The sequence below is a fragment of the Mycobacterium syngnathidarum genome (assembly GCF_001942625.1).
Lineage (GTDB): Bacteria > Actinomycetota > Actinomycetes > Mycobacteriales > Mycobacteriaceae > Mycobacterium > Mycobacterium syngnathidarum.
This window is the reverse complement of record NZ_MLCL01000086.1, coordinates 39,032-51,092: the sequence shown is the minus strand read 5'-3', so window position 1 is coordinate 51,092 and position 12,061 is coordinate 39,032. Positions and strand designations below refer to the sequence as shown.

The window sequence follows — 12,061 nt, the reverse complement described above, 5'->3', positions numbered from 1 at the left end:
TCAGACGAATGCGGCGTTGGGCTCGCGGCCGAGCTCGATGCGGCCTTGCAGTGGCAGCGTCGTGGTCGTGGTCAGCAGGCCGTGCAACGTCGCGGTCTTGAGGTCACGCCAGTACCGCTGCATAGGCTCGGGCTGTGCGATCGCCGAGCCGCCGCTCAGGCCGTACAGCGCGTCCACGGCCTCAAAGCTCAACTGCAGTGCATAGGAACACTGCGTGCGCGCCCGGATGCGCTCCTCGACGGGCATCTCACCTTGCAGGTCTGCCCAGCGATCCACCGCGGCCGCGGCGGTCTTCGTGAGCGCACGGGCCGCATCGATCTTCATGCGCGCCTCCCCTAGCCTCGCATGCACATGGGCATCGTCGGCCTGATTGTCGGTCGTGGTGTAGATGACAGGCCTGCCTTCGGCCTTGGCTTTGAACCGGTCCAGTGCCGCCTCGGCCATACCGATGCCGCACGGTGTCACGAACAATGCCAGCGCGGGAACCGACGCACTGCGATACAACGGCTGATCGGCGAGCGGGGACACGTGTTGGCCCGTCAGCACAGCCATCGACGACACCGTGCGATGAGCCGGGACGAACAGGTCACGCGCCTCCGTGCTGACGCTCTGGGTCCCCCGCATGCCCATCGTGCTCCAGTCACTGTTGACCGTCAGTTGCGCCACTGGGATCAAACACAGCACCAGGTCGAGCGGATTGTCCTGCTCGTCCACCACGACGACCCCGTTGACAGCCCAATCAGCGAGTGTCACACCGGAATTGAAGAACCACCGAGCCTGGTCGATCTGCACGCCACCGTCCTTGAACCGGGCCGTGCAGATCTTGGCCTGCGGCACGCTGGCCAGCCGCACATCGGCACCGGCGGCGAACACCTCACGCTGCCCCTCCGGCGGAAAGATTCCGACCTGGAAGGCCGACGAGTTGGAGATCGCGGTCACCCACGCAGTGGCCGGGCAGCCCTTGGCAAGTTCGGCCATCACATCGACGTATTCGGACATGGTCAGTGCGTAGCCGCCGAAGTCGCGTGGTACCGCAAGTCGGAACATTCCGGCCCCGGTGAGGTCGGACATGGTCTCGTCGGGGATGCGACAGCTTGCGTCGACCTCGGCTTGGCGGCCCTGCAGCGTGGGCACCAGGGCGGCAGCGCGGGCAACCAGATCTTCGGTGGTCGGATCGGAAACAGGTGTCGTCATGGACATGGTGAACTCCTCGGTGATCGGATGTAGGGACTCAGACGCGGGGCAGCTGGTAATCGCCGCGGAAGAAGACCAGCGGCACGGATTCGGGTTCGGCATCGAGATCGATCACCCGGCCGAGAGCGATCACGTGATCGCCTGCGACGATGCGTGATTCCAGCTGGCAGTCAAACCACGCGGCGGCACCCGTGAGCCTGGGCGCGCCGCTGGGTGCCGGTGTCCAGGCGACCCCGGCGAAGCGGTCGGTGTCGCGGGCGGCGAACCGGTGCGACAGCTCAGCCTGCTCGCGACACAGCACGTTGACGCAGAAGTGTCCAGCCCGTGCGATGTGATCCCAGGTGCTGGAGCCGAGTGCGGCGCAGAACGCGATCAACGGAGGGTCGAGCGAGACTGAGGTGAACGAATTGACGGCCATACCAACCGGTTCAGCGTCGCGCAACGTCGTGATCACGGTGACTCCGGTGGCAAAATGGCCGAGCACGTCTCGGTATCGGCGGGTGTCAGACATGTGAATACGGTTGCCCGGAACGCACTGGGAGTGCTTTACGGAAACCGCAATGTTCACTGCAGAATTCTCCGGAAACTGCGCAGACGTGCTCGTAAACGCTGCCTAGCTTCGAGTCCATGACAAGCGCAGATCTCGACGTGATCGTGGCGGGCGCAGGGGTGTCCGGCTTGGTGGCAGCCCGCAGGCTGGTGTCCGGCGGCCTGACCGTGGCGGTGGTGGAAGCACGCCCGCAGGTCGGTGGCCGCACGATGCTGACCGAGGCCCACGGAATCACCATCGACCGGGGCGGTCAATTTTTCGGCACCGGCATGCGGCACTTGGTTGCATTGCTCGAGGAGCTGGAGATCGGAACCAAACCCAATGGCTCCATGCGCAATCCGGACGACCTCGACGTGTGGTACCGCAAGGGGGAACGCCAGACCTATCGCGGCGAGCTGCCCCCGTTGTCGGAATCCGGCGGTGCTGCATTGCTGACCGCGATGGGACAACTGCAGGCCATGTCCGACGGCATATCCCTGGAGAAACCGTGGGACTCACCGGGTGCTGCCCGCCTCGATGCGATGACGCTGGGCGGCTGGCTCGATGCGAATGTCACCGACGAGGAAGCGACGTATGTGTTGACGGCGTTGTTTTCGTTGGCGTGTGTGGCGCCACCGGCTCAGCTGTCGATGCTGTTCGCCCTGTGGTTTCTGGCCGGCGCGGGGGGCATCGAGGGCATGGGCGCCGACGTCGACCTGACCATCGTCGGCGGTGCCGGTTCAGTGGCTCAGCGGCTGGCCACCGACCTGGGTGATCGCGTCCGGTGCGACTGGCCGCTGCGGGTCGTCGACCGGACCGACGACGGGGTGTCGGTGACGGGGCCCGGCGGCGAGGTGCTGACGGCACGTCGCCTCATCATCGCGATGAGCCCGGCCGACGCCCGACATATCGAGTTTGGTCCCCAGCTACCCACCGCACGCCAAGCGCTGCAGACCAGTTGGCAGCAGCACGCGATCCTGAAATTTCACGTGTTCTACCACACACCGTTCTGGCGCGCCGTTGGACTGAGCGGCGCGGCTCTTTCGGATCTGCCTGGTGCACCAATCGTTTTCGACGGCTCACCCGAGGACGATTCGGTGGGAATTCTGCTCGGTTTCTTGGCAATCCACAGTCCCCGGCTCTTCGGCGGCAATGAACCGGAGCTCCTCGACGACCCAGAACGCCTGCGCGACGAGATCGTCGGGGCACTCACCGAGTATTTCGGCGCCGCGGCCGCCGAGCCCACCACGGTGCTCATCCACAACTGGGCGCTCGAACCGCACATCTCCGGTGTTCTCGGCGCCACCCCACCTGGTCTGCTGACTGCTTTCGGGGAGGCGCTACGCAGCCCCGTCGGGCCCATCCACTGGGCCGGAACGGAAACCGCGTTGCGGTGGAGCGGCTGGATCTCGGGTGCGGTGGAGGCCGGCGAACGTGCCGCGCGCGAAGTGGCGGACGCGCTGCAGCCGGCTAACTGACGAGGTCGGCCAGGGCCTGCGCTGTCTGCAGGTCCTCGTACGCCGCCGAATACCGTTGTGCCAGTGCCAGCGCGATGTCCGGGCGCTGCCACAGCTCCCCCGCGCTGGCAGTGGCCAGCCAGGTCATCAGGCCATGGGCGACCGAAGCCCGGTAACGCAGCCAGATCTCGTCGGGCGACGGCATCTCGTCAGCGGGCAGCCCCAGTTCGTCGCGGTACTCCTCGAGCAACTCACGCTCGGCCACCCGGCGGTCCTCGGTGGTCAGCGCGCCCTGCAGGAAGTAGCCGAGATCCAGTGAGAAGTTGCCTCGGCGGGCCACCTGCCAATCGAGGAATCCGACATCGCCGCCGGGCACCACATAGGTGTTCCCGATGTGCGGGTCCCCGTGTAGCAGAGTCTGGGACGTGCCCGGCAAGGTCAGGGTGCGGATGAAGGGCTTCCAAATCCCTTCCACCAGTTGATCGATGGTCAGCGCGTGCACTGACTCCGGTGCGTCGTCGCCCAATCGCTCGAGTGCGGCGGGCAGGGGCGCCCACTGCATTCCGTCCCACGGCACGAACGGCTCCAACCACTCCAGGCCAGGACGATGCACGCGCTCGTCCCAGAACGCGCCGTGCAACCGGGCCAGGCCACGCACCCCGCGCGCGGCCTGCTCCACCGTGAGCGGGCGGGTGGCGTCTCGCGGATCGGCAGCTCGGGCCGTGAGGTCCTCCATGACCAACACGAAGTCTTCGTCACTCTCGTCGACGGGCGCGGCATACACCGTCGGATGTTCCAGCGGCAGGTCAACTTTCGCGTTGAACAGCCTGGGTTCATGCAACAAGCCGCTGGTGTACTTGATCATCCCCTTGTGGCCAGGGTCGACGGCCTTGGCGAAGACCGTGGCAGGCCCTGATCCCGAGGAGTACGTGACCGACAGGCGCGCCCGACGATTGGTGCCGTCGTCGCGCATGTCGACGGTCACGCCGTCCACCACCGCCTCCGGGTATTGATCGGCCAGCGCCGCCGTCATCCATTCGGGCGTGATCTCGGCCCAGTCCTTCGGGACGGTGAGCGCAGCGGTCATCGGAACACCGCCGGCATCGAATCCCAGCCGCGGACAGTCGAAGTCGGCGACAGCACCGCGTTGTCGAGATCGACATCCCACTCCGGGAAACGCTTGAGCATCTCCTCCAGGGCGATCCGGCCCTCCAGCCGTGCGAGCGCCGAGCCCAGGCAGTAGTGGGTGCCGACACTGAATGCCAGATGCTGACGCTGCTCACGGTGGATGTCGAAAACCTCACCGTCGGGCGGGAATTGGCGGCTGTCCCGAACGGCCGCGCCGATCAGCATCATCATGATGCTGCCCTCGGGAACCGTCTGGCCGTAGAACTCGATGTCACGGGTGACATACCGGGCCACGTGCGGGGCCGGAGGCTCGAACCGCAGCAGCTCTTCGATGGCCTGCGGGATGAGTGCCGGGTTCTCGGCCAGCTGACGCCGCTGGTCCGGATGCTCTGCGAGCACCTTTGCCGCCCAGCCGATCAGCCGGGTCGTGGTCTCGTTACCCGCGCCCGCGACCACATTGATGTAGATCAGCAGCTCTTCGCGGGTGAGTTTGCGGGTGACCCCGTGCTCGTCGGTAAACTCGACGTTGAGCAGGTCGGTCATGATGTCGTCGGACGGATTGTCCTTGCGCCAGTCGATATAGGCCTCGAAGATCGAACCGTCCACCAGACCCTTCTCGGCGGCCTTCATCGGCTTGCCGGCCTCGGTACGCAACTGATCGTTTCCGTGGTCGCGGATCATCTCCTGGTCGTCCTCGGGGATGCCCAACAGCGCACTGATCACCCGCATCGGCATGATCGCGCCGAAGTCCTTGATGAAGTCGATCTGTCCGGTGTCCATCATCGGGTCCAGGGACTGCGCGCAGAACTCGCGGATCTTGGGTTCCAGCGCATTGATCTTGCGTGGGGTGAACATCCGTGACAACAGCTTGCGATGCACGGTATGGATCGGCGGATCCTCGAAGATCAGGGCGCCGGACGGGATGTCGATGTTGGCCTTGATCAGTTCGATGATCGCGCCGCGGGCCGAACTGAACGTCTCGTGATCGACGAGGCCTTTGTTGACGTCGGCGAAGCGGCTCAACGCGTAGAAATCGTGCTGCTCGTTGTAGTAGAGCGGCGACTCCTCGCGGAGCCGGGCGAACGTCGGATAGGGGTTGGCGTTGATCTCGACGTCATAGGGGTCGAAGTAGACGTCACTGGTGGTGCTCACACTCACGGCGGTCCGCCTCTCTGAGGGCTGCGGAGAGTTACTTACACGCGTAAGTTACACGCCGGGCAGGTCACCGGACAAGGCCACCACGGGTTACGGTTTGCCGGTCACTTGTAATCTCAGGTGCTGTCGCGCACGATCAGCCGGGCATGGTCGCTGCCGTCGACGTCAGCGTCCGTGGGATATCCCAGTTCGGCCATCATGGCCGGGACCGCGGCGTCGACAATCGTCTTGGCATCGAACATGACTGACGTCAGCGGTGGGGAACTCACCGGGCCCAGTGGGATTGCGTCGACTCCCATGACCGCGAGATCGTCGGGACAGCGCAACCCGGCCTCCCGGATCCCGTGCAGCACCACGAACGCCGTCTCGTCGCTTTGCGCACATACGGCTGTCACGCCGGCCGACACCCATTCCGAGACGACCGCGGCCGCGTCGGACCCGTCGGCGGCCACGCTGTCGACCTCGATCTCGGGCAGGCCGTGTTCACCGGCGGCCACCCGCAGACCCGACAACCAGTAGTCACCGAGCGGTCGCAACACCTCAGTGCCGGAATAGGCGAAGGCCAGGCGGGTATGCCCGCGCGACATCAGATGCTCCACCCGCATCGCACCGACGGTCAGGTGCAACGAGCCGAGCGCGCGCAACTTCTCGCTGCCCAGGTAGATCTGCGGGATGTTGGCCGCCTCGACCGCCGCGGCGGCGGCGCCCGTGAGGGGGAACACGCCGGCGACCGCGACCGGGTTGAGGTTCGCCACCGCGTCGACGATGTTCTGGCCGTCGTCGGTCTCCAGCTGCATCGACAGCACAATGCCGTGCCGGCCGAGCGCCGTGGTCAGCCGACTGCCCACCTCCAGAGGCAGTTCGCCGAGATCGGTGCGCGGCACGATGTAGAGCACCACACCGCTGCCACCGACCGCGAGGTTGCGGGCCGCGAGGTTGGGGCGGTACCCGAGTTCGGCTGCGGCCTTACGCACCGCGGCCTGAGTCTGCTCCGAGATACGTTGCCCTTGAACGTTGTTGAGCACATAGCTGACCGTCGCCGTGGAGACGTTGGCGAGCCTGGCAACATCGGCTTTGGTCGGGCGGGCCGTCGGCTTGGTCGTGCTCACTGTGCCATCGTGGCACGTTGCTGATCGGTTGGGTCGTCCACGCCACGCATTGGTTGCCCCGCACTTTCGCGCACGGTCAGAACGGTGAGCAACGAGACGATGCCCGCACCAGCGAGATACAACGCCGGGGCCAGGTTGTTGCCGGTGGCCGCGGTGAGCCAGGTGACCACATACGGGGTGGTACCGCCGAACAATGCCACCGCGATGTTGTAACCGATCGAGAATCCGCTGTAGCGCACCCGGGTGGCGAACAGTTCGACGCCGGCCGTCACCGCGGTCGCCACATACACCGATTCGATGGCGGCCAACACACAGTGCCCCGCGATCGCCGCCACCGCCGAGCCCGAATTCATCAGCAGGAAAAGTGGATACGCCAGTACGACGAACCCCAGCGAACCGGCCAGCAGCAAGGGCTTGCGCCCGATCCGGTCCGACAGGGCGGCCAGCGGCAGGATCAGGATCAGGGCCACCAGGCTGGCCAGTGTGATCGATACGAACGCCTGGGTCTTGCTGAAGTTCAGCGCCTTGATGAAGTACGTCGGCAGGAAGGTGAAGACGACGTAGTAGCCGACGTTGAAGACGATGAACAGGCCGATGACTTGCAGGACCGCCCGACGGGCCGTGCCGACGGCTTCGCGCAAGGGTGAGGCCGCCACTCGGTCGGCCTCGTCGAGTTTGGTGAATTCTGGCGTGTCGTCGAGGCGCAGCCTGATGTAGAGACCGACCAGGCCAAGCGGTGCGGCCACGAGGAACGGGATACGCCAGCCGAAGCTCTCCATCGACTCAGGTGGCAGGTATGCCTGCAACACCGTGACGGTGATCGAGCCCAACAGGAAGCCCAGCACCCCCGACCACGCGATGAAGGTGACCGTGAAACCCCGCCACCGCGTACTGGCGTACTCCGCGAGATACACTGCGCCGCCGCCGTATTCACCACCGGCGGAGAATCCTTGCAGGCACCGCAGCAGTAGGAGTAGCAACGGGGCGGCCACGCCGATGGTGGCGTAGGTGGGCAACAGGCCGATACCAAGAGTGGCTGCGGACATCAGCAGGATGACCACTGCGAGTACGCGTTGGCGGCCCAGCCGGTCACCCAGCGGACCGAAGACGAAACCGCCGAGCGGACGCATGAAGAACGCGGCCGCGAAGATGGCGAAAGTGTTGAGCAGTGCCGCGGTGTCGTTGCCGGACGGGAAGAAGTTGGCCGCGATGTAGGTCGCCAGGAATCCGTAGATGGCGAAGTCGAACCATTCCACCGCGTTGCCGATGGATGCGCCGGTGATCGCCTTGCGCACCGTGCCGTCACCAGCGGAGCTGCGGGTAGTTCTTGCTCGTTCCGTCAACAGAAAACTCGCCTCTCAGATTGCGAGAGGCGAGTTTATCTGTTGGGTTATGCGCATAAGCCCATTTCTCGGAAGCTTGAGCCTCGAGGCTTTTGCGTCAGACCGCGGCGAGTGCGTCCGCGGTCAGCAGCGCCTGGGCCACACCGGAGACGATCGATGCCAGTCGAATGGCCTCGAAGATCGCCGTGCGGGACACCTCGGCGTCACGCAGCACGGTCTCGTGCGCCGACAGGCAGTGCGAGCAACCGTTGATGGCCGATACGGCCAGCGACCACAGCTCGAAATCAGCCTTGGGCACACCGGGGTTGGCGATGATGTTCATCCGCAGGCCCGCGCGCAGATCGTCGTAGCGACCGTCGAGCTGCCCCTTGGTGCGGTAGAAGACGTTGTTCATCCCCATGATCGAAGCAGCGCCGAGGGCGGCGTGGTACGCCTCCTCGCTCAGCACGTCGAGCGCGTCCTCGGAGATCTCCTTGAGCAGCCGCTCCGACTTGGTCGCCGCGGCGGTGGCCACCAACGCACCCCACAGCTGCTGCTCGTTGAGCTCCGTGGACTTCACGATGCTGCCGAAGTTGAGCTTGAGATCCTTCGCGTACTCCGGAAGGGCTTCCTTGATGTTGTCGACGCTCATGGTCAGACCGCCTCGGACAAGAGCTCACCGGCGTTGATGGTCGGGTCGCCCTTCTTCCAGTTGCAGGCGCACAGCTCATCGGACTGCAGAGCGTCGAGCACGCGCAGCACCTCGTCGACGTTGCGCCCCACCGAGCCCGCGGTCACCGACACGAACTGGATCTCGTTGTTGGGATCGACAATGAAGGTGGCGCGGTCGGCTACACCGTCGGCGTTCAGGACGCCGGTGGCCGTGGCGAGCTCGCGCTTGAGGTCCGAGATCATCGGGAACGGCAGCTTCTTGAGGTCCTCGTGCTGCGCGCGCCACTGGAAGTGCACGAACTCGTTGTCCACCGACACACCGAGCACCTGGGCGTCGCGATCCTCGAAGTCCTCATTGAGCTTGCCGAATGCGGCGATCTCGGTCGGGCACACGAAGGTGAAGTCCTTGGGCCAGAAGAAGATGATCCGCCACTTGCCCTCGTGGTCCTTGTTGGTGACCCGGGTGAAATAGTCATCGGGCTGCTTGGCGTCGACCTTGGACAGATCTCCGCCAATGACGGCCGTCAGGTCGTATTCCGGGAACTGGGAACCAATCGTCAAAAGTGCCATCGCAACCTATCCAATCTCGCATGTTCTTTCTGGAATGATTCCAGATTTACATGTCGATTCTGGCTGTCCGCCGATGGTTATAGCAACTCGGTCAGGCGTGATTATCCACACAGACGACATCAGTGTGAGTTGGGCATCACGGCGGTTGCCGAGACAACCAGATCTGCTCGCACCGCGGTGCCGGCCACCAACCGCGCGTTGGGTTCGTCAACCTCGGCGACCCAGCGCCGCGCCGCGTCCGCCGACTTGCCGAACGCCATGTGCCGGGCCACCAGACGCGCCACGCGCACATCGTCTTGTATTGCGCAATACCAGATTTCGTCGATCTCCGCTGCCGCCGCCAACCACCCGAGCTCCTCGAGCAACAGATAGTTGCCCTCGGTGAGCACCACGGCTGCCTCCGGGAACACCGGAATCGCGCCGGCGACCGGCTGCTCGGTATCGCGTTCGAAACCCGGGGCGTACACCACCTCGTCACGGGCCCGGACGCGGCGCAACAGCGCGGCGAATCCGGCAACGTCGAAGGTGTCCGGCGCACCCTTGCGGTGCAGCCGGCCCAGCCTGCGCAGTTCGACGTCGGCAAGGTGGAAACCATCCATCGGCACGTGGGCCACCGCGCCGGCGCCGAGCCGATCCCGCGCCGCTGCCACCAGCGCCTCGGTCAGCGTGGATTTCCCCGCCCCCGGCGGTCCGGTGATCCCGATGACGGACGTTCCCGGATCTGCGGCGCGGGCCAGCACCCGGGCCAGCAGATCATCGAAAATGCACATAGCGCGGTCATTGTCGCCCAGGTGATCGGCCGCCGGTCCCGAACGTCGGCGCGAGCAGGTAGAACTGGCTGGGGTGAATCGCACGGAAGGCGGCTCAAAGTGGCGAGGCTTCGCTGGTGGCTCGGTCTGGCCTGTTGCGCAGTACTGCTCGCCGGCTGCGGCGACGCCACGGTGATCGCCGGCCGGGCCACCTCGATGTTGTTTCTGCCCGACCGGGTCGGTGGCCTGCCGGTGACCGACGGCCACAGCGGCATCCGGCCCGGAGCGCCCGGGCCCACCCGTAAGGCCGAGAACACCGACGGCGGCCAAATCGACGACCTGGCGCTACTCGCGGTCGACGACATCGAGGATTTCTGGTCGCAGAACTACAGCGGCGGCTCACTGCCGGGAACCTTCACACCCGTCTCCCGCCTGGTGTCCTACAACTCCGACGCCTCCCCCGGCCTCGATATCTGCGGGGAGAACACCGTCGGCCTGACCAACGCCTTCTACTGCCTCAAGAGCGACGTGATGGCCTGGGACCGCGGCGTGGCGATTCCCGTTGCGGCCCAGTATTTCGGGCAGATGGGTGTGGTCGGGGTGATGGCCCACGAATATGGCCATGCCGTTCAGCAACAGGCCCGGCTGATCAACGAGAGCACGCCCGTACTCGTGGCAGAACAGCAAGCCGACTGCCTCGCCGGGGTTTACCTGCGCTGGGTGGCCGCGGGCAATTCACCGCGCTTCGAGTTGAGCACCGGCGACGGTCTCAACCACGTACTGGGCGGACTGATCTATATCCGTGATCCCCTGATGACGCGAGTCGACGCCGTGCTCACCGGCAACGAACACGGGTCCGCGCTGGACCGGGTCAGCGCATTCCAGATCGGCTTCAGCGGCAACGTCGACCAGTGCGCGGCCATGGACTCCGACGAGATCAAGAAGCGCCGCGGTGACCTGCCCAAATTCCTCGACTTCTTCAGCGGGGCACAGAACGGCAACAGCACGATCACCGCCGATCTGCTGGACAACACCATGCAGTCGCTGCGACGCGTCTACGCACCCGCCAACCCGCCGACGTTGAGCACCGAGCCCAGGGCGTGCCCTGACGCCGGGCCGTCACCGCCGGCGTCCTACTGCCCGGCGACCAACACCATCGTGGTGGACCTCGGCGGGCTGAAAGCGTTGGGGGAAGCCAGGAACGAAAACGACGAACAGGAACTCCTGCAGGGCGACAACTCGGCGATCTCCGTGCTGACATCGCGGTACGCGCTGGCCGTGCAGCACGAGAAGGGCCTGGTGCTCGACACTCCGGTGGCTGCCATGCGCACCGGCTGCCTGACCGGAGTCGGGCAGGCGAGGATGACCGAGCCGGGTTTGCCCATCACGCTGTCAGCCGGTGACACCGACGAGGCGATCAGCAGCCTGCTGACCAACGGACTGGCCGCCAGCGACGTCAACGGCCGGGTGCTGCCCGCTGGGTTCACCCGAATCCTGGCCTACCGATCCGGGCTGCAAGGCGATGACGCACAGTGCTACCAACGGTTCGCGTGATCCGATGAGTCGAGTCGAGGAGAGCCGATGAGCGGTCCCGAGCAACCGTGGTGGGCACGCCCGGGTGGTGCCCCCCTACCGGGCCGCACCCCGCCACCCGGGCCTCGCCCCGACCGGCCGTCGTGGACACCTCCCCCGCGACAGCCGTCACCGCCCTACCCGCCACAGCACCAACAGCCTCGACAACATGCCCGGCCCGCGCCACCACCGTCGCGCGCACCGCAACGACGGTCGCACCTCAAGCCCAATTCCAAGCTCTCTGACCGAGGCCGTTATATCGGCGCGGCCGCCGTCGTGGCAGTCGCGGTGATCGGTGTCGGACTGTGGGCATGGAGCCGCTCGGATGCCACCGGCACCCGACTCGACGTCCGACAGGCCGAGGCGGGCGTGGCACAGATCCTGTCCGATCCCATCAACGGTTACGGCGCCAACCGCGTCGTCGCGGTCGCATGCAACGACGGCAAGAACCCGGTGGTGCGGACCGGCGCGACGTTCACCTGCGCGGTTGAGATCAACGACACACTGCGCCGGGTCATCGTGGAATTCACCGATAATAACGGGACTTACGCCGTAGACGGACCCCGATAAGGAGACGCAAGTCACATTCTCCACAGTGGGTGAC

Annotated in this window: 12 protein-coding genes; 3 read left to right on the top strand and 9 right to left on the bottom strand. The window is 65.6% G+C overall.

Annotation, left to right across the window (positions count from 1 at the left end; all coding sequences use genetic code 11):
• Nucleotides 1-1,194 carry an acyl-CoA dehydrogenase family protein gene (locus tag BKG60_RS24370; RefSeq protein ID WP_075910149.1) on the bottom strand — a complete coding sequence of 398 codons (1,194 nt, stop codon included), beginning with the start codon at nt 1,192-1,194 and terminating at the stop codon, nt 1-3.
• A gap of 37 nt (nt 1,195-1,231) precedes the next feature.
• The gene (locus tag BKG60_RS24365) at nt 1,232-1,705 is read right to left on the bottom strand and encodes a flavin reductase family protein (RefSeq protein ID WP_070945142.1); all 474 of its coding nucleotides are present in this window, start codon (nt 1,703-1,705) and stop codon (nt 1,232-1,234) included.
• Nucleotides 1,706-1,821: 116 nt separating this feature from the next.
• On the opposite strand from BKG60_RS24365, the gene BKG60_RS24360 reads away from it, so the two are divergent.
• Nucleotides 1,822-3,201 carry a flavin monoamine oxidase family protein gene (locus BKG60_RS24360; RefSeq protein ID WP_070945143.1) on the top strand — a complete coding sequence of 460 codons (1,380 nt, stop codon included), beginning with the start codon at nt 1,822-1,824 and terminating at the stop codon, nt 3,199-3,201.
• On the opposite strand, the gene BKG60_RS24355 is transcribed toward BKG60_RS24360, so the two are convergent.
• The 7 genes from BKG60_RS24355 to BKG60_RS24325 form a co-directional block, all read right to left on the bottom strand.
• Complete coding sequence (locus BKG60_RS24355; protein ID WP_070945144.1) at nt 3,194-4,267, bottom strand: phosphotransferase; 1,074 nt, start codon at nt 4,265-4,267, stop codon at nt 3,194-3,196. The genes BKG60_RS24360 and BKG60_RS24355 overlap by 8 nt on opposite strands.
• Nucleotides 4,264-5,466, bottom strand: a complete 1,203-nt coding sequence (locus BKG60_RS24350; RefSeq protein WP_070945145.1) for a cytochrome P450 — start codon at nt 5,464-5,466, stop codon at nt 4,264-4,266. Before BKG60_RS24350 ends, BKG60_RS24355 begins: the two co-directional genes overlap by 4 nt.
• Before the next feature lie 113 nt (nt 5,467-5,579).
• A complete protein-coding gene (locus BKG60_RS24345; protein WP_070945146.1) occupies nt 5,580-6,572 on the bottom strand; it encodes a LacI family DNA-binding transcriptional regulator in 993 nt (330 codons plus the stop codon).
• Nucleotides 6,569-7,867, bottom strand: coding sequence for an MFS transporter (locus BKG60_RS24340; protein ID WP_120765019.1), 1,299 nt, complete (start codon nt 7,865-7,867; stop codon nt 6,569-6,571). The genes BKG60_RS24345 and BKG60_RS24340 overlap by 4 nt, the downstream gene beginning before the upstream one ends.
• A 145-nt stretch (nt 7,868-8,012) precedes the next feature.
• The gene (gene ahpD / locus BKG60_RS24335) at nt 8,013-8,546 is read right to left on the bottom strand and encodes an alkyl hydroperoxide reductase AhpD (RefSeq protein WP_070188307.1); all 534 of its coding nucleotides are present in this window, start codon (nt 8,544-8,546) and stop codon (nt 8,013-8,015) included.
• Between the two features lie 2 nt (nt 8,547-8,548).
• Nucleotides 8,549-9,136 carry a peroxiredoxin gene (locus BKG60_RS24330; RefSeq protein WP_070945148.1) on the bottom strand — a complete coding sequence of 196 codons (588 nt, stop codon included), beginning with the start codon at nt 9,134-9,136 and terminating at the stop codon, nt 8,549-8,551.
• Between the two features lie 119 nt (nt 9,137-9,255).
• Nucleotides 9,256-9,906, bottom strand: coding sequence for a nucleoside/nucleotide kinase family protein (locus BKG60_RS24325; protein WP_070945149.1), 651 nt, complete (start codon nt 9,904-9,906; stop codon nt 9,256-9,258).
• Nucleotides 9,907-10,005: 99 nt separating this feature from the next.
• Here BKG60_RS24325 and BKG60_RS24320 point away from each other — a divergent pair, with 99 nt between their 5' ends.
• Nucleotides 10,006-11,439 (top strand): neutral zinc metallopeptidase, encoded by a 1,434-nt coding sequence (locus BKG60_RS24320; protein ID WP_070188304.1) that lies wholly within the window; start codon nt 10,006-10,008, stop codon nt 11,437-11,439.
• Nucleotides 11,440-11,466: 27 nt separating this feature from the next.
• Nucleotides 11,467-12,027, top strand: coding sequence for a DUF4333 domain-containing protein (locus BKG60_RS32595; RefSeq protein ID WP_239252476.1), 561 nt, complete (start codon nt 11,467-11,469; stop codon nt 12,025-12,027).
• Nucleotides 12,028-12,061 lie beyond the last annotated feature (34 nt).

What these genes read in the sequence shown, in the direction of transcription:
- BKG60_RS24370 (WP_075910149.1), bottom strand. Translation starts at nt 1,194, where the DNA reads ATGACGACACCTGTTTCCGATCCGACCACCGAAGATCTGGTTGCCCGC.
- BKG60_RS24365 (WP_070945142.1), bottom strand. Translation starts at nt 1,705, where the DNA reads ATGTCTGACACCCGCCGATACCGAGACGTGCTCGGCCATTTTGCCACC.
- BKG60_RS24360 (WP_070945143.1), top strand. Translation starts at nt 1,822, where the DNA reads ATGACAAGCGCAGATCTCGACGTGATCGTGGCGGGCGCAGGGGTGTCC.
- BKG60_RS24355 (WP_070945144.1), bottom strand. Translation starts at nt 4,267, where the DNA reads ATGACCGCTGCGCTCACCGTCCCGAAGGACTGGGCCGAGATCACGCCC.
- ahpD (WP_070188307.1), bottom strand. Translation starts at nt 8,546, where the DNA reads ATGAGCGTCGACAACATCAAGGAAGCCCTTCCGGAGTACGCGAAGGAT.
- BKG60_RS24330 (WP_070945148.1), bottom strand. Translation starts at nt 9,136, where the DNA reads ATGGCACTTTTGACGATTGGTTCCCAGTTCCCGGAATACGACCTGACG.
- BKG60_RS24325 (WP_070945149.1), bottom strand. Translation starts at nt 9,906, where the DNA reads ATGTGCATTTTCGATGATCTGCTGGCCCGGGTGCTGGCCCGCGCCGCA.
- BKG60_RS32595 (WP_239252476.1), top strand. Translation starts at nt 11,467, where the DNA reads ATGAGCGGTCCCGAGCAACCGTGGTGGGCACGCCCGGGTGGTGCCCCC.